This is a genomic window from Acidovorax sp. LjRoot66 (genome assembly GCF_964253305.1).
Classification (GTDB): Bacteria; Pseudomonadota; Gammaproteobacteria; order Burkholderiales; family Burkholderiaceae_C; genus Acidovorax.
In genome coordinates this window covers 2588720-2610410 of record NZ_CAXUQU020000001.1, presented here as the reverse complement: position 1 = coordinate 2610410, position 21691 = coordinate 2588720, and the positions used below count along the sequence as shown (strand labels likewise).

Annotated in this window: 17 protein-coding genes and 1 other RNA gene; 13 read left to right on the top strand and 5 right to left on the bottom strand. The window is 66.9% G+C overall.

Features of this window, described 5'->3' with window-relative positions; translation table 11 throughout:
* Window positions 1-20 precede the first annotated feature (20 nt).
* The gene (locus ACSQ3Y_RS12050; protein WP_436177417.1) at window positions 21-2141 is read left to right on the top strand and encodes a TonB-dependent receptor family protein; all 2121 of its coding nucleotides are present in this window, start codon (window positions 21-23) and stop codon (window positions 2139-2141) included.
* A gap of 24 nt (window positions 2142-2165) precedes the next feature.
* Here the strand turns inward: ACSQ3Y_RS12050 and ACSQ3Y_RS12045 are convergent, their stop codons facing one another.
* Window positions 2166-2372: a hypothetical protein gene (locus tag ACSQ3Y_RS12045; protein WP_436177416.1), complete on the bottom strand. Its 207-nt coding sequence runs from the start codon at window positions 2370-2372 to the stop codon at window positions 2166-2168.
* A 313-nt stretch (window positions 2373-2685) separates the two neighbouring features.
* On the opposite strand from ACSQ3Y_RS12045, the gene ACSQ3Y_RS12040 reads away from it, so the two are divergent.
* From ACSQ3Y_RS12040 to ACSQ3Y_RS12020, 5 genes are read left to right on the top strand one after another with little or no spacing between them, the layout of a single operon-like run.
* Entirely contained in the window at window positions 2686-3462 is a 777-nt protein-coding gene (locus tag ACSQ3Y_RS12040; RefSeq protein ID WP_057269513.1) for a DUF3348 family protein, read from the top strand.
* Window positions 3459-6395: a DUF802 domain-containing protein gene (locus ACSQ3Y_RS12035; RefSeq protein WP_428000002.1), complete on the top strand. Its 2937-nt coding sequence runs from the start codon at window positions 3459-3461 to the stop codon at window positions 6393-6395. The genes ACSQ3Y_RS12040 and ACSQ3Y_RS12035 overlap by 4 nt, the downstream gene beginning before the upstream one ends.
* The gene (locus ACSQ3Y_RS12030) at window positions 6392-7042 is read left to right on the top strand and encodes an OmpA family protein (RefSeq protein ID WP_436177415.1); all 651 of its coding nucleotides are present in this window, start codon (window positions 6392-6394) and stop codon (window positions 7040-7042) included. Before ACSQ3Y_RS12035 ends, ACSQ3Y_RS12030 begins: the two co-directional genes overlap by 4 nt.
* On the top strand, window positions 7039-7635 hold the full coding sequence (locus ACSQ3Y_RS12025) for a DUF2894 domain-containing protein (protein ID WP_057269516.1): 597 nt from the start codon (window positions 7039-7041) through the stop codon (window positions 7633-7635). The genes ACSQ3Y_RS12030 and ACSQ3Y_RS12025 overlap by 4 nt, the downstream gene beginning before the upstream one ends.
* Window positions 7636-7683: 48 nt before the next feature.
* The gene (locus tag ACSQ3Y_RS12020) at window positions 7684-8190 is read left to right on the top strand and encodes a DUF2127 domain-containing protein (protein WP_235516244.1); all 507 of its coding nucleotides are present in this window, start codon (window positions 7684-7686) and stop codon (window positions 8188-8190) included.
* Between the two features lie 96 nt (window positions 8191-8286).
* Here ACSQ3Y_RS12020 and ssrA read toward each other — a convergent pair.
* From ssrA to ompA, 4 genes are all read right to left on the bottom strand, one after another.
* Window positions 8287-8673, bottom strand: a transfer-messenger RNA (tmRNA) gene (gene ssrA, locus ACSQ3Y_RS12015).
* A gap of 12 nt (window positions 8674-8685) precedes the next feature.
* Window positions 8686-9351 carry a phosphoglycolate phosphatase gene (gene gph / locus ACSQ3Y_RS12010; RefSeq protein WP_436180113.1) on the bottom strand — a complete coding sequence of 222 codons (666 nt, stop codon included), beginning with the start codon at window positions 9349-9351 and terminating at the stop codon, window positions 8686-8688.
* 46 nt (window positions 9352-9397) lie between these two features.
* On the bottom strand, window positions 9398-10123 hold the full coding sequence (ubiG, locus tag ACSQ3Y_RS12005) for a bifunctional 2-polyprenyl-6-hydroxyphenol methylase/3-demethylubiquinol 3-O-methyltransferase UbiG (RefSeq protein WP_436177414.1): 726 nt from the start codon (window positions 10121-10123) through the stop codon (window positions 9398-9400).
* Window positions 10124-10327: 204 nt separating this feature from the next.
* Entirely contained in the window at window positions 10328-10972 is a 645-nt protein-coding gene (ompA, locus tag ACSQ3Y_RS12000) for an outer membrane protein OmpA (protein WP_436180112.1), read from the bottom strand.
* A gap of 222 nt (window positions 10973-11194) precedes the next feature.
* On the opposite strand from ompA, the gene gyrA reads away from it, so the two are divergent.
* The 7 genes from gyrA (at window position 11195) to ACSQ3Y_RS11965 (ending at window position 21609) form a co-directional block, all read left to right on the top strand.
* Window positions 11195-13867 (top strand): DNA gyrase subunit A, encoded by a 2673-nt coding sequence (gene gyrA / locus ACSQ3Y_RS11995; RefSeq protein ID WP_436177413.1) that lies wholly within the window; start codon window positions 11195-11197, stop codon window positions 13865-13867.
* 145 nt (window positions 13868-14012) lie between these two features.
* Window positions 14013-15122: a 3-phosphoserine/phosphohydroxythreonine transaminase gene (serC, locus tag ACSQ3Y_RS11990; protein ID WP_436177412.1), complete on the top strand. Its 1110-nt coding sequence runs from the start codon at window positions 14013-14015 to the stop codon at window positions 15120-15122.
* 52 nt (window positions 15123-15174) lie between these two features.
* The gene (gene pheA / locus ACSQ3Y_RS11985; protein ID WP_057205911.1) at window positions 15175-16272 is read left to right on the top strand and encodes a prephenate dehydratase; all 1098 of its coding nucleotides are present in this window, start codon (window positions 15175-15177) and stop codon (window positions 16270-16272) included.
* A 99-nt stretch (window positions 16273-16371) separates the two neighbouring features.
* Window positions 16372-17256 carry a prephenate dehydrogenase gene (locus tag ACSQ3Y_RS11980; protein WP_057205909.1) on the top strand — a complete coding sequence of 295 codons (885 nt, stop codon included), beginning with the start codon at window positions 16372-16374 and terminating at the stop codon, window positions 17254-17256.
* Window positions 17256-19307: a bifunctional 3-phosphoshikimate 1-carboxyvinyltransferase/cytidylate kinase gene (locus tag ACSQ3Y_RS11975; RefSeq protein ID WP_436177411.1), complete on the top strand. Its 2052-nt coding sequence runs from the start codon at window positions 17256-17258 to the stop codon at window positions 19305-19307. The genes ACSQ3Y_RS11980 and ACSQ3Y_RS11975 overlap by 1 nt, the downstream gene beginning before the upstream one ends.
* 195 nt (window positions 19308-19502) lie before the next feature.
* On the top strand, window positions 19503-21188 hold the full coding sequence (gene rpsA / locus ACSQ3Y_RS11970) for a 30S ribosomal protein S1 (RefSeq protein WP_057205905.1): 1686 nt from the start codon (window positions 19503-19505) through the stop codon (window positions 21186-21188).
* 73 nt (window positions 21189-21261) lie between these two features.
* Window positions 21262-21609: an integration host factor subunit beta gene (locus ACSQ3Y_RS11965; protein ID WP_427999985.1), complete on the top strand. Its 348-nt coding sequence runs from the start codon at window positions 21262-21264 to the stop codon at window positions 21607-21609.
* The last annotated feature ends 82 nt before the right edge of the window (window positions 21610-21691 follow it).

Below are 21691 nucleotides of genomic sequence, written 5' to 3'. Positions count from 1 at the left end.
CCACTACCTCCATGCCGCCCATGCCCCCTTCCCTCGCCCACCCCCGCCTTCCTGCCAACCGCCGCGCACAGGCGCTCTCCACGGCATTCGCGGCGCTGGCCAGCCTGGCACCTTGCGCAGCCATGGCGCAGGCCAGCGAAGGCGGCACCCTGGCCCCCGTCGAAGTGCAGGGCAGCGCCCAGGCCCAGCGGCGCTTTGACAGCGCGGCCAGCCATACCAGCGTGCAGGTCGATGGCTTCACCGCGCCCACGCCACTGGTCAACCTGTCGGAGCTGCTGGCAGGCCAGGCCGGCGTGGTGGCACTGGACCGGCAGAACTACGCGCAGGACCTGCAGATCGCGGTGCGCGGCTTCGGCGCCCGCTCCACCTTCGGCGTGCGCGGCGTGCGCATCCTGGTGGACGGCATCCCCGCCACCATGCCCGACGGCCAGGGCCAGGCGGCCACGGCGCAATTGCAGTCCGCCGCGCAGGTGGATGTGCTGCGCGGCCCGCTGGCCCAGCTCTATGGCAATGCGGCTGGCGGCGTGCTGCAGGTGACCACGCGCGAGCCGCGCGAGGGCGGCGCAGCGCAGGCTTCCATCGCGGCAGGCTCGTTCGGCCAGCGCCTGGCGGATGTGTCGTTCGACTTCGGCGACCGCACGCTGGGGGGCTTGCTGGACGTATCGCGTTTCGAGACCGACGGCTGGCGCGCGCACAGCGCCGCGCGGCGCACCCACCTCAACGGCAAGCTGGTGGCGCGCCCCGATGCGGACACGAAGATCACCGCCCTGATCAACCTCTACGACCAGCCCGGTGCGCAGGACCCACTGGGCCTGACCCGCGCGCAGTTCAACGCCAATCCGCGCCAGGCACCCGAGGTGGCCGGCACCTTCGGCACGCGCAAATCAGTGGCGCAGAACCAGTGGGGCCTGGTGCTGGAGCGGCAACTGGGCGCGGCCGACAGCGTGCGCGCACGCGCCTATGGGGGCAAGCGCTCGCTCACCCAGTACCTCGCGTTCAGCGGCGCAGCCGAGAACAGCGCCGGCGGCGTGGTCGACCTTGACCGCGACTACCACGGCCTGGGGCTGGCCTGGACGCACAGCGCGAAGATGCCGTCGGGCCTGCCGCTCACCTGGACCCTGGGTGTGGACGCGGATCGGCTGGCCGAGCAGCGCCAGGGGCTGGTCAACCAGAACGGCGAGCCCGGCGCCCTGCGCCGCAACGAGCGCGACCGAGCGGGCAATACCGACCTGTTCGCGCAGGTGGACGCATGGATCACGCCCACCTGGCGTGCCGTGGCCGGCCTGCGCAGCAGTCGCGTGGACATGCGCGTGAGCGACCACTTCATCACCCCGACCAACCCCGACGACAGCGGTGCCCGCACCTGGCGCCAGACCAGCCCGGTGCTGGGCGTGGTGTGGAGCGCCAGCGACCAGCTCAACCTGTATGCCAACCTGGGCCGGGGCTTCGAGACCCCGACCCTGGCCGAAATGGCTTACAGCCGGGACAACACCGGACCCAACTTCGGCCTGGGCGCCTCGCGCAGCCGGCAGATGGAGATCGGCGCGAAGTGGCAGGCACAGGGGCACCAGTTGCAGGCGGCCTGGTTCGATGCCCGCAGCCGCAGCGAGATCGTGCCCGCCGCCACGGTGAACGGCCGCACCATCTTTCAGAACGCCGACAACGTGCGCCGCCGTGGGCTGGAGCTGGCGTGGAGCGCGCAGGCCGGCGCCTGGAAGCCGCGTGCCGCCTACACCTATCTGGAGGCGTTCTTTGGCGATGCCTACACCGGCGCAGGGGGCGCCCGCGTGGCGGCTGGCAACCGCCTGCCCGGCACCGCGCGCCATGTGGCGCAATTGGCGCTGGACTACACGCCCAGCGCCGCCTGGCAACTGGGCGCCACGCTGGATGTATCCGGCAAGGTGTTTGCGAACGATGTGAACAGCGAAGCCGCACCCGGCTTTGCGGTAGTGGGCCTGCGCGCCGGGTACACCTTCGGCAAAGCCACCGAGAGCCCGCGCTGGCAGGCCTGGGCGCGCCTGGATAACCTGATGGACCGGCGCTACGCCGGCTCGCTCATCGTGAACGACGGCAATGGCCGCTTTTTCGAGCCCGCCGCCGGCCGGCGATTCATGCTCGGACTCCGGGCCCAGTTCCTGTAACCGCCAGCGCGAAGACCCTGCCCCCTACCCTGCAGGAGAAAAGCCCGCAGGCGTATCCTGCCGCCCCTGGCGCCAGGTCTTCACATCGGGAAACTCGCGCGTGCAGCCCGTGCACAGCAGGCGCTCGGTGGCGCGCAGAACCCCAAGGGTGTCACGTGCCACGACGCGGCGGTAGCTAGTCGCACCGCAAAAGCCGCAGGAATTCGCAGGAGAGTATTTGGGGGATTGCATTACTGATTGCTTATACAGCACTGGCCCACTGCACCCCGGCGCCGGAATATTACCCCTTCTGCGCGCATCCATGGTTTCGCGAATTTTGACAACAAATGGCAGAAAAAGACATCGCCTTGCCATCTATTTGTCAAAAATTCACCGCCAGCGCCTATTTTTCGGCCAGCAGGGCATGTAACACCTGCAACGCCCGGGCCCCGCTTTTCAGGATGCTGGCCCATATGAACGAAAATACGCGGTTTTGCCCACCGGGGACTGCCCCCGATGCCAGCCCTCCCAAGGAGGCTTGGCGCAGTGGATTGGTTTTTTCCGGATGCCCCTACCCCACCGACTCGATAGTTCACGCCTCGTCGTCCTGCTTGCGCAATGGACGCAGGCGCAGCGCGCGTCGGTGGGCAGCGATGTGGCCGGGCAACTCGGCCAATGGCTGAGCGTGGTGGACGCGGTCGAGCTCAACGGCTCGCTGCGCTCCATAGAGACCCATGCCGCGCAGGCGCCAGTGCCGCAGGACCTGGCCCTGGATGTCCTGGCACTGGAGGAGATCTTCCAGAAAGCCAAGGCGGATCTCACGCGCCTGGCCACGGCACCCGCCAAACCGGCCAGGCCCGTGCGCGAGCGCGCAGACAACACGCCCGTCGAGCAGCCCGACCCGCAGGCCCAGGCCGATTTCGCGGCCCACGGGCCACGCTACCTGGAACAGCAAAAGCAGATGGACATGCGCTTGGTGGCACTGCGCGCCCAGGTGCGGGCCGGTCTGCTCAAGGGCTCGGCCACGCTCAGGCAGTTGGCAGCGCTGGACGGGGTGATGGAGCAGATGCTGGGCGCACGCGAGCAGCGGCTGTGGGCCTCGCTGCCCGGCCACCTGGAGCGGCGCTTCGTGCAACTGCGCAAAGCCCACCAGGCGCGGCTACAGGATTCAGGCCAGGCCGATGACCCGATGCGCTGGCGCCGGGCGGGCGGCTGGCTGGCCAGCTTCGAGCAGGACCTGCAGGCCCTGCTGCTGGCAGAGATGCAAGTGCGCCTGCAACCGATCACGGGGCTGCTGGAAGCAGCCCGCAACGAGACCAAAAGAACGGGTATTCAGGAATGAACAAGAGTGTGATGGCCGGCGTGTTTGCAGCCGGCCTGGCGGTGGTGGGATGGGTGGCCTGGGGGTTCGTGGGGACCAGCCCGCTGGCGCTGGCGATGACGGCGGTGATCGCCGGGGTGTACCTGCTGGGCGCCTATGAGTTGACGCAGTTCCGCTCGGCGAGCACCTCGCTGGCTGCGGCGCTGGCCGACGACCCGGCACCGCCGCAGGCGGACCTGGGTGCCTGGCTGGAGCGCCTGCACCCTGCCTTGCGCACGCCCGTGCGCCAGCGCATCGAAGGCGAGCGCGTGGCCCTGCCCGGTCCGGCCCTCACCCCCTACCTGGTGGGCCTCTTGGTCATGCTGGGCATGCTGGGCACCTTTCTGGGCATGGTGGTCACCTTCAATGGCGCCGTGTTCGCGCTGGAGGCATCGTCCAACCTGGAGGCCATCCGCGCGGCACTGGCCGCGCCCATCAAGGGCCTGGGCCTGGCGTTCGGCACCTCGGTGGCCGGCGTCGCCACCTCGGCCATGCTGGGCCTGATGTCCGCCATCGCCCGCCGCGAGCGCCTTCAGGTGCTGCGCCTGCTCGACACCCGCATCGCCACCGTGCTGCGGCCCTTCTCGGCGACCCACCGGCGCGAAGCGATGTTTGCCGCCTTGCAGGCCCAGGCCCAGGCCATGCCACTGATTGCCGAGCGCCTGCAGGGCCTGATGGAGGGCCTGGAGCGCCGCCATGGGCAGCTCAACGAGCAATTGGTCACCCAGCAGCAGGGCTTTCACCGCGATGCGGCCAGTGCGTACACCACGCTGGCCAGCACCGTGGGCGCGTCGCTGCAGGAGAGCCTGACCACCAGCGCCCGCCAGGCCGGCGAGACCATCCGCCCCGTGGTCGAACAGGCCATGACCGCCCTGGCACAGGAGGCCGAGCGCTCGCACCAGCGCCTGCGCGAGGCCACCGATGCGCAGATGCAAGCCCTGTCCGCCCAGTGGGAGGGCACAGCCCGCCAGGTCGCCGCCACCTGGACCGACGCGCTGCACAGCCACAAAGACACCCAGGGCCATCTGGTCGCGCAGCTCGATGGGGCGCTGCAATCCGTGACGCAGGGCTTCGAGCAGCGCACCGGTGCGCTGCTGGGTTCGCTCAAGGAAACCGTGGACCAATCCCACGCCGCCCAGGCCGCCGCCGACCAGTTGCGGCTGGAAGGCTGGAGCCGATCCATGGAGAGCACGGCCAGCGCGCTCACTGCCGAATGGCAGCGCGCAGGCGCCCAGGCCGCGGCACTGCAACGCGAAGTGGGCCAGGCAATGGCCGGCGCCGCCACGCAACTCGACCAGGCCCTGCAGAGCGCCAGCCAGGCCTTTGACCAACGGGCCGGCACCCTGCTCGTTTCGCTGCAGGACACCGTGGCGCAATCGCACACCGCCCAGGCGCAGGCCGACCAGCAGCGCCTGGAGGGCTGGAACCGCTCCATGGAAGGCATGGCCGGCACCCTCGCTGCCGAATGGCAACGCGCCGGCGCCCAGACAGTGGAGCAGCAGCGCGCCGCAGGCCAGGCCCTGGTGGGTGCTACCGAGCAGCTCGACCGGGCACTGCAGGCGGCCACACAGTCCTTCGAGCAACGCGCCAACGCCCTGCTGGCATCGCTGCAGGACACGGTCGCCCAATCCCACACGGCCCAGGTCCAGGCCGACCAGCAGCGCCTGGAGGGCTGGAACCGCTCCATGGAAGGCATGGCCGGCACCCTCGCTGCCGAATGGCAGCGCGCAGGCGCCCAGACGGTGGAACAGCAGCGCGCCGTGGGCCAGGCCCTGGAAGGCACGGCCACGCAGCTCGACCGCGCGCTGCAGGCGGCCACGCAGTCCTTCGAGCAGCGCGCCAACGCCCTGCTGGCATCGCTGCAGGACACGGTCGCCCAATCCCACACGGCCCAGGTGCAGGCAGACCAGCAGCGCCTGGAGACCTGGAGCCGCTCCATGGAAGGCATGGCCGGCACGGTCACCGCAGAGCTGCAGCGCGCAGGCGCCCAGGCCGCGGAGCAGCAGCAGGGCCTGTACCGCACCCTCGAAGACACCGCCGCCCAGCTCACCGAGCGCATGTCCGGCCAGGTGCAGCAGACCCTGGGCAGCACTGCCCGGCTGATGGAGCAGTCCGACGCGCTGCTGCGTACGCGCGTGGACGCCGAGGCCCGCTGGGAGCAGGCCCAGGGCGAGCGCATGGACGCACTCACCGGCGTGTGGCGCACCGAGCTGGCGGCCCTGCGCGACGACGAGGCCGCGCGCGGCCAGGCTGCGGTGGACCGCCTGGACACCCTGCAGGCCGCCGTGGCCGGGCACCTGGCCACGCTGGGCTCGGCCCTCGAAGCGCCGCTCACGCGGCTGCTGCAGACCGCCTCCGACGTGCCGCAGGCCGCGGCCGAGGTCATCACCCAATTGCGCCAGGAAATGACGCGCCTGGGCGAGCGCGACAACATCGCATTGGAAGAGCGCACGGCCATGATGGAGCAGCTCTCCGCCCTGCTGCATTCCGTGAACGAGGCCGCAGGGCAGCAGCGTGCGGCCATCGAGTCGATGGTGGGCTCGGCCACGCAGGTGCTGGAACAGGCCGGCCAGCAGTTCATCGAAGCGCTGGGCACGCAGGCCGGCAAGGTCGACGAGGTGGCCGTGCATGTGGCCGCCAGTGCCGTGGAGCTGGCCAGCCTGGGCGAGTCGTTCAGCCATGGCGTGGGCCTGTTCACCGCCAGCAACGACAAGCTGGTGCAGGGCCTGCAGGGCATCGAAAGCGCCATCGGCCAGTCCCTGGGCCGCAGCGATGAGCAACTGGCCTACTACGTGGCCCAGGCGCGCGAGGTGATCGACCTGAGCATCTCCTCGCAGCAGGGCATCGTCGAAGACCTGCGCCGCCTGCATGGCCAGGCGGCCGCCGCAGCATCGGCGCAGGGAGTGGCCGCGTGACCAGCTACGACGACACCCTGGACGACGCCACCGAACAGACCGCCCCGGTCTGGGCCGTCTTCGGTGACCTGATGGCCGGCCTGCTGGGCACCTTCGTGCTGATCCTGGTGGGCGTGCTGGTGGTGCAGATCGACCTGGTGGCCAGCCTCAAGCAGGAGGTGGAAAAGCGCCAGATGGAAGAGCAGCGCCGCATGGCCCTGGAGAAAGCCCTGGCCATCCCCCTGGCCAGCGGCCGCGTAACCGTGAGCAACGGCCGCATCGGCATCAGCGGCAGCGTGCTGTTCGGGGCCGGTTCGGCCGAGTTGCGGCCCGAAGGCCGCCAGTTGCTGACAAGCCTGGTGCAACCCCTGCTGGTTTACCTGCGCGAGCGTGACGAAATGCTGATGGTGAGCGGCTTCACCGACAACACCCTGCTGCGCAGCGGCGGCAACCAGCGCTTTGCCGACAACCTGGAGCTCTCGGCCCAGCGCGCATTGACCGTGACGCGCGCCCTGGCCGAAGAGGGCATGCCCTCCTCCCAGGTGTTCGCCGCCGCCTTCGGCGCTGAGCAGCCCGTGGCCGACAACGCCGACGAAAAGGGCCGCGCGCTGAACCGGCGTGTGGAGATGGCACCCGTGCCCAAGGCCCCCCAACCCAAGCCGCCATGAGCGAGCAGCCCACGCTGGAGTCATTGAAGGCGGATGGCAAGGATGGCCACGACGCCGCGCGCTTTCACTACCTGGAGGCGCTGGCGCGGCGCATGCAGGCGCAGCCGCCCGCCGTGCAGGCGCTGCTGCAGCAGCGGCTGCAGGCCGCCGTGGCCGACTACGCCGCGCGGGCCGGCACTGCGCCCGCCACACCTCCAGCACCACCCTTGGCCACTTGCACAACGGACTCGCCCCTGGCCCAGCTCAACCGCGACCTGGCCGCACGCGCCCAGGCCGAGGCCGACCACGTACGCACCAGCGAAAGCAGCAGCACCTCGGAGATGAAGAGCGTGCGCCAGTTCAGCGAGGTCTGGTCCAAGATCTCCGCCGAGCAGCAGGTAACGCAGGCACTGCACAAGGCGCCCGAAAACGCCGGCCCGCTCAACTCGCACAAGCTCATGCTGCGCTCGCTGGGCCTGATGCGCACCCTTTCGCCGGACTACCTGCGCCGGTTCATGGCACAGATGGATGCGCTGCTCTGGCTGGAGCAGACGAATGCCGATCTGGCGCGCCCGGCGCCCAGGGCCCCACGCACCAGCAAGCCCAGGCGATAGATACAGAGAGAGCGCGCGCGCGCATCGCCCGCAGCTACGATGGCAGGCATGCACCGACGACCCACCCCATCGAATCAGCCGCCTGCACGCCGCGATGGCGCCCCGCCCCATCGCCAGGCACTGCGCGCCATCGCCGCATTCGAGGCGCTCAAGGGCTTTGCAGCGCTGGCGGCGAGCCTGGGCTTCGTGGGCCTGCTGCACCACGACCTGCACCACGTCGTGGCATCGCTCATCGGCCATATTGGCCTCAAGCCCTGTGACCGCTACCCCGCCATGGTCCTCACCGACATCGACCAGTTGCTCAGCGCCGACCTCCGCCCCTTGTTGCTGGCCGCGACGGCCTATGTGCTGGTGCGCTTTACCGAAGCCTATGGCCTGTGGAAGGACCGGTGGTGGGGCGAGTGGCTGGGCGCTCTCTCGGGCGCGCTGTACATCCCGTTCGAGCTGTGGCACTTCGCGCACCACCCGAGCGTGGCATCGGCCGCCGTGGCGCTGGCCAACATGGCGGTCGTGGGATTCCTGGGGCAACAGCTGTGGCGGCGCCGGCAGGGGTGATCGTGCACCAATCCGCGCCAAATGGCACGAACTTGCAGGCAATGGCCAAGAAAAAAGGCGCTCATCCGATCAGGATGAGCGCCTTTGGTCGATAGGTGGTGGAGCTGGCGGGAATTGAACCCGCGTCCGCAAGCCTTCACCGGGCAGATCTACATGTTTAGCGGTCTGATTTGAGTCTCGCCACCTGTGTCGCGCAGTCGCACGCTACACAGGCCGCCAGTACCCTTAAGTCTCGCCCCAATCCAAGGTACCCGGATCGGAGCCAGCCCATGTAATTATCCTTGCAGCCGGGAGGCTCTGATTGCTCAGAACCCCCTTGCCCAGCCCATCGGCCAACTGTTGCAAGGCTCACTGGCAATTAAGCAGCGAGTGCGAAACGTTCGTCGTTTGCAGTTAGTTTGTTAAATCGAGATTTACGAGCGTGAATCAAGCTCGACATGCACCACACCGGCTCCGAACCCACGTCGAAACCAGGACAGCCCCAGACTTCCTATTTTAGGCCTGTCCCAGCAGTTGCAAGAGCTCGGAGGGAGATTTAATTGCAGCGTGCGCGCCCCAGGCATGCGGGGCCTGCGCGGAGCCCAGGTAGCCGTAGGTGGCGGCCACGGTGCCCATGCCGGCGGCCAGGCCCGCCACGATGTCGCGCTCGTCGTCGCCCACGTAGATGCATTGGCTGGCATCGATTTTCAAGCGGGCGGCCGCCTCCAGCAGTGGGGCCGGGTGCGGCTTGGCGTGCGGCGTGGTGTCGCCACTGACCACCGCGCCCGCGCTGGCAAACAGCGGCATGGCGCGCGTGAGTGGGTCGGTGAAGCGCATGGCCTTGTTGGTGACCACGCCCCAGACCAGACCCCGGGCCTGCAGCGCCTCGACCAGCGCGGGCACGCCGTCGAACACCTCGGTGAGCAGCGTCATGCGCGCTTTGTAGTTGGCAAAGAACTCCTCGCGCAGGGCCGCAAACTCCGCATCCTCGGGCTTGAGCCCGAAGGCCTCGCCCAGCATGCCGCGCGCACCGGCACCGGCCATGGGGCGGTAGCGCGCCAAAGGCAAGGATTCCAGGCCCCGGTCGGTGCGCATCTTGTCGGCGGCAGCAGCCAGGTCGGGGGCGCTGTCGATCAGGGTACCGTCCAGATCGAACAGCACGGCGCGGATGTTGTGGAAGATGGGGGTCACAGGGGAAGTCGTCACAGGCAAGGGTTGTCAGGTCGCATCAAGCGGGGCGCTGTGTAGCGAACATGTAGTTCACACTGGTGTCGCTGCTCAGCCAGTAACGCTTGGTGATCGGGTTGTACTCCAGCCCGCGGGTCTGCTGCACGTCCAGGCCGGCAGCACGGCAATGCGAGGCCAGTTCGCTCGGGCGGATCATCTTGGCGTACTCGTGCGTGCCGCGCGGCAGCATGTTGAGCACGTACTCGGCCCCGACGATGGCCAGCATGAAGGCCTTGGCATTGCGGTGGATGGTGGAGAAGAACACCCAGCCGCCGGGCTTGACGAGTTCGGAACAGGCCTTGACGACGGATGCCGGGTCGGGTACATGCTCCAGCATCTCCATGCAGGTCACCACGTCGAAGCTGGCGGGCTGCTCCGCAGCCAGCGCCTCCACGCTGATTTCGCGGTATTGCACCCCTTTGGTGCCGGCTTCGAGTGCGTGCAGCTGGGCCACGCGCAAGGCCTTGCTGGCCAGGTCGATGCCCATCACGTCGGCCCCCTTGCGGGCCATGGAGTCGGCCAGGATGCCGCCGCCGCAGCCCACATCGAGCACGCGCTTGCCGCCCAGCCCGCACAGGGCGTGGATCCAGTCCAGGCGCAAGGGGTTGATCTGGTGCAGCGGGCGGAACTCGCTCTCCGGGTCCCACCAGCGGTGGGCCAGTGCGGAAAACTTGGCCAACTCGGCCGGGTCGGCGTTGAGGGGAATGGTGGTCGTTTCTTCGCTCATGGTGTGCATTGTCAACGATGATGGCTGCCGCCATGACTTCGCGCCAAAGGCCGGGCTCCAGAGGGTTTTCAGACGCCGTCTATATACATGTGCAAAGTGCCATGGATTCACCCCAGGGCACTTCGTACCAGTACAAAACTCGAAAAGGTCCAGACGAAAAAAAGCCCCGTTGCCGGGGCTTCTTTGTGCAGAGCAATCGAAAGATTACTGAGCGCGGGTGCCAACCACTTCGATTTCCACGCGGCGGTTCTTGGCGCGGCCTTCAGCGGTCTTGTTGTCAGCCACTGGTTGCTTTTCGCCCTTGCCTTCGGTGTACACGCGGTTCTTTTCGATGCCCTTGGACACCAGGTAAGCCTTGACGGCTTCGGAACGGCGAACCGACAGCTTCTGGTTGTAAGCATCGGAGCCCACGGAGTCGGTGTGACCCACGGCGATGATGACTTCCAGGTTGATGCCCTTGACCTTGGAGACCAGGTCGTCCAGCTTGGCCTTGCCTTCTGCCTTCAGCACCGACTTGTCGAAGTCGAAGAATGCGTCGGCAGCGTAGGTCACCTTGCTGGCCATGACGGCAGGAGCTGGAGGCTTAGGAGCTGCAGCGGCAGGTGCTGGAGCAGCGCCAGGTGCTGGAGCAGCGGCGGGTGCAGCAGCTGGAGCGGCAATTGCGCCGTCGCAGCCTGGAGCAGCGGTGGCTGGCGTCCAGTTGGCATTGCGCCAGCAGTATTCGTTGGTGCCGTTCTTCCAGACCAGTTGGCCAGAAGCATCTCTCCAGTTGTCAACGGTTTGGGCGCCAGCGGCGGTTGCGAGCGCTGCAGAGGCAAACAACATCGCCACTTTGTTCAGTTTCTTCATGGTTCTCCTCTTGGGGAAAAAGCCGCAGCCTCGCTGCGAATCAGGACGCTTGAGGTGACCATCACCCAAAGCGTTCAAACGATTGTGCCATACGTAACTAGGCAAAAGCGCCCGCACCGCATTGGGGCCCGTAGGACAAAACCGTAATTGCGACGATATGTTGCGGGAGCGCGACACGCTTTCCCCTCTAAAATGATTCTCCTTCGCCGCCACCGCCGTCCTATGACCCAGTTTGCCAAAGAAACCCTGCCCATCAGCCTCGAAGAGGAGATGCGGCGCAGTTACCTCGACTACGCGATGAGCGTGATCGTGGGCCGGGCCCTGCCCGATGCGCGCGATGGACTGAAGCCCGTACACCGGCGCGTGCTGTATGCCATGCACGAGATGGGCAACAACTACAACAGCAAGTACCGCAAGAGTGCCCAGGCGGTCGGCGAAACGATGGGTAAGTACCACCCGCACGGTGACTCGGCCATCTACGACACCATCGTGCGCATGGCCCAGCCGTTCAGCTTGCGCCACCCGCTGATCGATGGCCAGGGCAATTTCGGTTCGGTCGATGGAGACAACGCCGCAGCCATGCGGTACACCGAAATTCGCCTGGACAAGATTGCACACGAAATGCTGGCCGACATCGACAAGGAGACTGTCGATTTCGGACCGAACTACGACGGCAGCCTGACAGAGCCGATCGTGCTTCCCAGCAAGCTGCCCAACCTGCTGGTCAATGGCTCGTCAGGCATTGCGGTGGGCATGGCCACCAACATCCCGCCGCACAACCTGAACGAAGTGGTCGACGGTTGCCTGCACATGCTGCGCAACCCCGATGCCACCGTCGATGATCTGATGGAGATCATCCCTGCGCCCGACTTCCCCACGGCAGGCATCATCTACGGCATCAACGGCGTGAAGGATGGCTACCGCACCGGCCGCGGCAAGGTGGTGATGCGCGCCAAGTGCCACTTCGAGGACATCGACCGTGGCCAGCGCCAGGCGATCATCGTCGACGAGCTGCCCTACCAGGTCAACAAGAAGACGCTGCAGGAGCGCATGGCCGAGCTGGTGCACGAGAAGAAGATCGAGGGCATCAGCCACATACAGGACGAGTCCGACAAGTCGGGCATGCGCCTGGTGATCGAACTCAAGCGCGGCGAAGTGCCCGAGGTGGTGCTCAACAACCTGTACAAGCAGACGCAGCTGCAGGACACCTTCGGCATGAACATGGTGGCGCTGATCGACGGCCAGCCCCGCCTGTGCAACCTGCGCGACCTGATCAGCGTCTTTTTGCAGCACCGCCGCGAGGTGGTCACCCGCCGCACGGTGTTCGAGCTGCGCAAGGCGCGCGACCGCGGCCACGTGCTCGAAGGCCTGGCCGTGGCGCTGGCCAACATCGATGACTTCATCGCCATCATCCGTAACGCCCCCACCCCACCGGTGGCCAAGGCCGAGCTGATGGCCCGCCCCTGGGACAGCAAGCTGGTGCGCGAGATGCTCACCCGCACGCGTGCCGACGGCGGCGTGATCAGCGCCGACGACTACCGCCCCGACTCGCTGGAGAAGGAATTCGGCATGGGCCAGGACGGCCTGTACCGCCTGTCGGAAACGCAGGCCCAGGAAATCCTGCAGATGCGCCTGCAGCGCCTCACCGGCCTGGAGCAGGACAAGATCGTGGCCGAGTACAAGGAAGTCATGTCGGTCATCGAAGACCTGCTGGACATCCTGGCCAAGCCCGAGCGCGTCTCGACCATCATCAGCGAAGAGCTCACCTCCATCAAGACGGAGTTCGGCCAGAACAAGCTGGGCGCACGCCGCAGCATCGTCGAGTACAGCGCGCAGGACCTCTCCACCGAGGACCTGATCACCCCCACCGACATGGTGGTGACGCTCAGCCACACGGGCTACATCAAGAGCCAGCCGCTGTCCGAGTACCGCTCGCAAAAGCGCGGCGGGCGCGGCAAGCAGGCCACAGCGACGAAGGAAGACGACTGGATCGACCAGCTCTTCATCGCCAACACGCACGACTACATCCTGTGCTTCTCCAACCGCGGCCGGCTGTACTGGCTCAAGGTCTGGGAAGTGCCCGCAGGCTCGCGCGGCTCGCGCGGCCGCCCCATCGTGAACATGTTCCCGCTGCAAGAGGGCGAGAAGATCAACGTGGTGCTGGCGCTCACGGGTGACATGCGCACCTTCCCGGCCGACCGCTACGTGTTCATGTCGACCAGCATGGGCACCGTGAAGAAGACGGCGCTCGACGAATTCAGCAACCCGCGCAAGGGCGGCATCATTGCCGTCAACCTCGATGACGGCGACTACCTGATCGGCGCCGCACTCACCGATGGCCAGCACGACGTGATGCTGTTCAGCGACGGCGGCAAGGCCGTGCGCTTCGACGAGAACGACGTGCGCCCGCTGGGCCGCCAGGCCCGCGGCGTGCGCGGCATGACGCTGGAAGACGGCCAGAGCGTGATCGCCATGCTCGTGGCCGAGGACGAAACGCAAAGCGTGCTCACCGCCACCGAGAACGGCTACGGCAAGCGCACCAGCATCGTCGAGTACACGCGCCATGGCCGAGGCACCAAGGGGATGATCGCCATCCAGCAGAGCGAGCGCAACGGCAAGGTCGTGGCCGCCACCCTGGTGCATGCCGACGACGAGATCATGCTGATCACCGACAAGGGCGTGCTGGTGCGCACCCGTGTCTCCGAGATCCGGGAACTGGGCCGGGCCACGCAGGGCGTGACGCTGATCGCCATGGACGAAGGCTCCCAGCTCAGCGGCCTGCAGCGCATCGTGGAGAACGACGCCAACGTGATCGATCCCGAGGGTTCGGATGAGGGTGGCGCTGGCACCGAAGGCGATGCGGCGCCAGGCGCCGACGGCACTCCCGAGTCCTGACGACGAACCGCTTGCAGGCTGCGGCACACCGGGGCGCCGGGTGCCGCAGGCCCTATCCATCGGGCAGCAGGCAACAGCAGTGCGGGCCACAGCGGGCAGCAAGCCGCCAGGCCCATCGAACGACAGTCCTATTTTTCGTTTTCAGATGAACCGCCCCTACAACTTCTCCGCCGGCCCCGCCGCCATCCCCGCCGAAGTGCTGCAGCAAGCCGCCTCCGAAATGCTGGACTGGCATGGCAGCGGCATGGGCGTGATGGAGATGAGCCACCGCGGCAAGGAGTTTCTGTCCATCTACCAGCAGGCCGAGGCCGACCTGCGCACGCTGCTGGCCGTGCCGGCGAACTTCAAGATCCTGTTCATGCAGGGCGGCGGCTTGGCCGAGAACGCCATCGTGCCGCTGAACCTCTCGCGCGCCGCCGCAGTGGACTTCGTGGTCACCGGCAGCTGGAGCCAGAAGTCGCAGAAGGAGGCGCGCAAGTACGCCTCCGAGGTCAACATCGCCGCCAGCAGCCAGGACAGCGACTTCACGACCCTGCCCGCCCCCTCCACCTGGAACCTAAGCCGGGGCGCCAGCTACCTGCACATCTGCAGCAACGAGACCATCAACGGCATCGAGTTCCACGAACTGCCCGATCTCAAGGCCCTGGGCTCGGATGCCCCCCTGGTCATCGACTTCTCGTCGCACGTGGCCTCGCGCAGCGTGGACTGGTCGCGCGTGGGCCTGGCCTTTGGCGGCGCACAGAAGAACCTGGGCCCCGCCGGCCTGACCCTGGTGGTGGTGCGCGAGGACCTGCTGGGCCATGCCCTGCCCGCCTGCCCAAGCGCCTTCGACTACAAGACCGTGGCGGACAACGAGTCCATGTACAACACCCCGCCCACCTGGGGCATCTACGTGGCGGGCCTGACCTTCCAGTGGCTGCTGCGCCAGCGCGAGGGCGAGCTGACCGGCGTGGCCGCGATGGAGCAGCGCAACATCGCCAAGGCCGAGTTGCTCTACAACGCCATCGACGCCTCGCAGCTTTATGTGAACAAGGTGGCCGCCAACTGCCGCTCGCGCATGAACATCCCGTTCTTCCTGCGTGACGAGTCGCGCAACGATGCCTTCCTGGCCGGCGCGCGCGAGCGCGGCCTGCTGCAACTCAAGGGCCACAAGTCCGTGGGCGGCATGCGCGCCAGCGTCTACAACGCCATGCCATTGGCCGGTGTACAGGCGCTGGTGGACTACATGCGAGAATTTGAACAAAAGCGCGCCTGAGCCCCTGCCCCTCCCTCTCATCCGGACGCCAGCCCGAAAAGTTGCCTCTTACATGACCCAACCGCAAGCCTCCCCTGATCTCGCCAGCCTGCGCGTGCAGATCGACTCCATCGACCAGCAATTGCTCACGCTGCTCAACCAGAGGGCCCTGGTGGCCGAACAGGTCGGCGAGGTCAAGAAGCGCGAGGGCACGCCGTTCTTTCGCCCCGACCGCGTGGCCCAGGTCATCGACAAGATCCAGACCGCCAACCCGGGCCCGCTCAAGGGCCCGCACGTGGCCGCCATCTGGCGCGAGATCATGTCGGCCTGCCTGGCGCTCGAATCGCCCCAGCGCGTGGCCGTGCTCGGCCCCGAGGGCACCTTCTGCGAGCAGGCGGCCATCGAGTTCTTCGGTGGTGCGGCCGACCTGATGTACTGCGCCAACTTCGACGAAGTGTTCCACGCCACGGCCGCAGGCAGCGCCCAGTACGGCGTGGTGGGCGTGGAGAACTCCACCGAAGGCGTGGTCACGCGCTCGCTCGACCTGTTCCTGCACACCCCCACCCATGTGGTTGGCGAGGTCAGCCTGCTGGTGCGCCACAACCTGCTGCGCACCAGCAATTCGCTGGACGGCATCGAGGCGGTGCTGGCCCACCCTCAGGCCCTGGCCCAGTGCCAGGCCTGGCTGTCCAAGCACCTGCCGCATGCCGAGCGCCGCCCGGTGTCGAGCAATGCCGAAGGCGCCCGGCTGGCCACGACCAACCCTGCCTGGGCCGCGCTGTCGAGCGAACGCGCTGCCACCCAGTTCGGCCTGCACATCGTCTCGCATGCCATCCAGGACGATGCCTACAACCGCACGCGATTTGCCATCATCTGCCTGCCGCACACGCTGCAGACGCCCCCTCCCTCGGGCAAGGACTGCACCAGCCTGGTGGTCTCGGTACCCAACCGGCCCGGCGCCGTGCACGACCTGCTAGTGCCGCTCAAGACCCACGGCGTGTCCATGACGCGCTTCGAATCGCGCCCCGCGCGCACCGGCCAGTGGGAGTACTACTTCTACATCGACCTGGACGGCCACCCCGCCCAGCCCCACCTGGCGCGCGCGCTCGAAGAGCTGCGCAGCCTGTGCGCCTTCTACAAGGTGCTGGGCACCTACCCGGTCGCGCCATGACGCCAGCGCGCACCGCCCGATGCCTGGCCACCGCCCCCCTGGGGACGGCTGCGCTCTCGCGGGGAACAGTCCCGCACCGATACATGCCGGAATCGCACCATGTTTGAACAATTGGGACTCATCGGCTGCGGCCTCATGGGCGGCTCCTTCGCCCTGGCGATGAAAAAGGCCGGCCTGGTCAAGCGCGTGGTCGGCTACAGCAAGTCGCCCTCCACCACCGACCGTGCGCGCCAGATGGGCGTGATCGACGTGGAGGCCCCCTCGGCCCTGCTGGCCGTGGCCGGCGCCGACATCGTGCTGGTGGCCGTGCCCGTCTCCGCCACCGAAGCCACGCTCAAGGCCATCAAGCACCTGGTCACGCCCAACATGCTGATCATGGACGTAGGCTCCACCAAGGCCGACGTGGTGCAGGCCGCACGCCGCGCGCTGCGCGACCAGGTGGGCTCGTTCGTGCCCGCCCACCCCATCACGGGCCGCGAGGTCGCGGGCGTGGAGCATGCCGATGCCGAGCTGTACACCGGCCGCCAGGTCATCCTGACCCCTACCGAGAAAACGCTGACCACCCAGCTCAGCCAGGCCGAGACCGTGTGGACTGCGCTGGGCTGCCGCGTGAGCAGCATGTCGCCCGAATCGCACGACGCGGCCTTTGCCGCCGTGAGCCACCTGCCCCACCTGCTGGCCTTTGCCATGATGAACAGCATCACGGGCCAGAACGATGGTGACGACTTCCTGTCGCTGGCCGGCCCCGGTTTTCGCGATTTCACGCGCATTGCCGCCAGCGACCCCAAGGTCTGGCGCGACATCCTGCTGTCCAACCGCGAGGAATTGCTGGCCCAGTCGCGGCTGTTCCAGCAGACCCTGCAGAACATCGAGCAGGCCATGCAGAAGGGCGACGCACAGGCTCTGGAAGACATGATCACCCTGGCCAGCGAGACCCGCGCGCACTGGCGCATGGGCGCGCAGCGCACGAGCAAGGGGCGCTGATGTTCAGCACGCCCTATCTCGACCTGCCGGCCCTGGACGCGGCAGGCGGCGAAGTCCACCTGCCCGGCTCCAAGAGCATCTCCAACCGCGTGCTGCTGCTGGCCGCACTGAGCGCAGGCACCACCACCGTGCACGACCTGCTGGCCTCGGACGACACGCGCGTCATGCTCGATGCCCTGCGCCAGATCGGCTGCACGGTGGACGAGGACGGCAGCAGCACCGTGCGCATCACCGGCCTGGGCGGCGCCACACCCCGCTCACCGGCCAAGCTGTTCATGGGCAATGCCGGCACGGCCATGCGCCCGCTCACCGCCGCGCTGTCGCTGCTGGGCGGCGAGTTCGAGCTGTCCGGCGTGCCGCGCATGCACGAGCGCCCCATCGGCGACCTGGTCGATGCGCTGCGCCAGCTCGGTTGCCAGATCGACTACCTGGGCAATGATGGCTACCCGCCGCTGCGCATTGCGCACGGCCAGGGTGTGCCAGCCCTGGCGCTGGCCGCGCCCATCCGCGTGCGCGGCGACGTGTCCAGCCAGTTCCTCACGGCCCTGCTCATGGCGCTGCCCCTGGCGGCACGCGACCAGGACATCGTGATCGACGTGGTGGGCGAGCTGATCTCCAAGCCCTACATCGCCATCACGCTGCAACTGCTGACCCGCTTCGGCATCGAGGTCACGCACCAGGACTGGCAGCGCTTCACCATTGCCGCTGGCAGCCAATACCGTTCGCCCGGCGACATCCATGTGGAGGCCGACGCCTCCTCGGCCAGCTACTTCATCGCGCTGGGCGCCATTGCCGCGGGACACGAAGGCCTGCCCGAAGGCATCCGCATCCATGGCGTGGGACTCGACTCCATTCAGGGCGACATCCGCTTTGTGGAGGCCGCGCGCGCCATGGGCGCGCACGTCACCGGCGGCGCCAACTGGCTGCACATCCGCCGGGGTGAGCCCGGCGAGGGCTGGCCGCTCCAAGCCATCGACCTCGATTGCAACCACATTCCCGACGCGGCCATGACATTGGCGGTGATGGCACTGTACGCAGAGGGCACCACCACGCTGACCAACATCGCCAGTTGGCGCGTGAAGGAAACCGACCGCATCGCCGCCATGGCCACCGAGCTGCGCAAGCTCGGCGCCTCGGTGGAAGAAGGCGCCGATTTCATCCGCGTGACCCCGCCCGCGCAGTTGGCCGACTGGAAGGCCGCCAGCATCCACACCTACGACGACCACCGCGTGGCCATGTGCTTCTCGCTCGCGGCGTTCAATCCGGCCAGGTTGCCGGTGCGCATCGAAGACCCCAGGTGCGTGGCCAAGACCTTCCCGGACTATTTCGAGGCACTGTTTTCGGTGGCGCATGCCGCCACCGAGCGCACCCCGGTGATCTGCATCGACGGCCCCACTGCGTCGGGCAAGGGCACCGTGGCGGCGGCCGTGGCCCAGCGCCTGGGCTACCGCTTCCTAGACTCGGGTGCCATGTACCGCATCACGGCGCTGGCGGCCATCCGCCAGGGCCTGGCCATCGACGCGGCGCACGAAACCCGCATTGCCGACATGGCCAAGACCCTGCCCGTGCACTTCGAGGGCGGGCGCGTGCTGCTCGGCCAGGACGACGTCACCGACGATATCCGCACCGAAGAGGCGGGCATGAACGCCTCGCGCGTATCGTCCCTGCCCGCCGTGCGCGAGGCCCTGGTGGACCTGCAGCACAGCTTTCGGCGCCTGCCGGGCCTGGTGGCGGACGGCCGCGACATGGGCACGGTGATCTTCCCCGAAGCCCCGCTCAAGGTGTATTTGACGGCCAGCGCCGCGTGCCGCGCGGAGCGCCGGTATAAGCAGTTGATTTCAAAGGGATTTTCAGCTAACATAGCCGACCTTCGTGCAGACCTAGAGGCGCGCGATGCGCGGGACAGTTCCCGCAGCGTCGCCCCCTTGAAGCCCGCGCAGGACGCCCTGGTGCTGGACAACTCCGAATTGACGATTGATGAAGCCGTCGATCAGGTACTTGTCTGGTGGCAGGAGCGGCAGCCTTTCGCAGCCCCGGCCGCGCAGGGCTGACTGGCAGGGCCGCAAGGCGCTGCAAGCCAGGGCGCAAGCCCTGCACGGCCCCAATGGCACCGCTCGCTCACCAGCGCACGGGCCCTGTGGATCAACCACCACCTAACCGCGGCTTTGCCGCAAAAAACCACCGCAAGCAGCTATAAAAACGGAAGCAATGGTGCTCCCGGAATCCTGTTTGTGGCAAGGAAACACATGTCAGAATCTTTTGCCGCCCTTTTTGAAGAATCCCTGCAGCGTACCGAAATGCGCCCAGGCGAAGTGATCACCGCCGAAGTCGTGCGCGTGGAACACAACTTCGTCGTGGTCAACGCCGGCCTCAAGTCTGAAGCCTACGTGCCGCTGGAAGAATTCAAGAACGACAAGGGCGAAGTCGAAGTCCAAGTGGGTGACTTCGTGTCGGTGGCCATCGGCTCCATCGAAAACGGCTACGGCGACACCATCCTGTCGCGCGACACCGCCAAGCGCCTGGCTTCGTGGATGAGCCTGGAAAAGGCCCTGGAATCCGGCGAATTCGTCACCGGCACTACCAGCGGCAAGGTCAAGGGCGGCCTGACCGTTCTGGTCAACGGCATCCGCGCGTTCCTGCCCGGTTCGCTCATCGACACGCGTCCTATCAAGGACCTGACGCCTTACGAGAACAAGACCCTGGAATTCAAGGTCATCAAGCTCGACCGCAAGCGCAACAACGTGGTGCTGAGCCGCCGCGCCGTGGTGGAAGCCTCCATGGGCGAAGAGCGCGCCAAGCTGATGGAAACCCTCAAGGAAGGCTCCATCGTTCAAGGCGTGGTCAAGAACATCACCGAATACGGTGCGTTCGTGGACCTGGGCGGCATCGACGGCCTGCTGCACATCACCGACATGGCATGGCGCCGCGTGCGTCACCCATCGGAAGTGGTGACGGCTGGCCAGGAAATCACCGCCAAGATCCTCAAGTTCGACACCGAAAAGAACCGTGTTTCGCTGGGTCTGAAGCAAATGGGCGACGATCCATGGATGGGCGTGAACCGCCGCTACCCCCAGAGCACGCGCCTGTTCGGCAAGATCACGAACATTGCCGACTACGGCGCGTTCGTCGAACTCGAGCCGGGCATCGAAGGCCTGGTGCACGTCTCCGAAATGGACTGGACCAACAAGAACATCGCTCCCGCCAAGCTGGTTTCGCTGGGCGACGAAGTCGAAGTCATGGTTCTGGAAATCGACGAAGACAAGCGCCGCATCAGCCTGGGCATGAAGCAGTGCAAGGCCAACCCATGGCAAGAATTCGCACAGGACACGAAGCGCGGTGACCGCGTCAAGGGTCCGATCAAGTCGATCACCGACTTCGGCGTGTTCGTGGGTCTGGCTGCCGGCATCGACGGCCTGGTTCACCTGTCCGACCTCTCGTGGAACGAACCTGGCGAAGCCGCCGTTCGCAACTACAAGAAGGGCCAGGAAGTGGAAGCCATCGTGCTGGCCGTGGACGTGGACCGCGAACGCATCTCGCTGGGCATCAAGCAGCTCGACGGCGACCCGTTCACCACGTTCGTGACCGTGAACGACAAGGGCCAGACGGTGACCGGCAAGGTCAAGACCGTGGACGCCCGTGGCGCTGAAATCGACCTCGGTGAAGACATCGTGGGCTACCTGCGCGCTTCGGAAATCTCCCGCGACCGCGTGGAAGATGCCCGCAACGTGCTCAAGGAAGGCGACGAAGTCACCGCTGTGGTGGTCAATGTGGATCGCAAGACCCGCAACATCCAGCTGTCGATCAAGCAAAAGGACATGGCCGACGAGCAAGGCGCCATGGCCAACCTGAGCCAGCAATCGAGCCGCGAAAGCGCCGGTACGACCAGCCTGGGCGCCCTGCTGCGCGCCAAGCTGGACAACTCCGACAAGTGATAATCTGACCCCTTGAAGGTCAGTCAGCGGGCGCCTAGTGCGCCCGCTGCTCATTCACCCCTACATTGACGCCATGACCCGCTCTGACCTTGTTGAAGAACTGGCCGCCCGCTTTGGCCAGCTCACCCACCGCGATGCCGAATACGCCGTCAAGACCATTCTTGACGCGGTGGGCGACGCGCTGGTGCGCGGCCATCGCATCGAGATCCGGGGTTTTGGCAGCTTCTCGGTGAACCACCGTCCACCGCGCATGGGCCGCAACCCACGCAGCGGCGAAGCCGTGGCGATCCCGGAAAAGCGCGTGCCCCATTTCAAGCCAGGCAAGGCCCTGCGCGAAGCCGTGGACAAGCGCACAGCGGAAATGGAAGACAGCACGCCCGTGGTGCAGGCCCCCGCGAAAGGCACTGGCACGTCGGGTTGACGCACCAGACGGGCGCGACGCTGCCAGATGGCACACTCCCCATGGGGGTGCACACCATTTTGGCGCCGTAGAATCTCCCCAC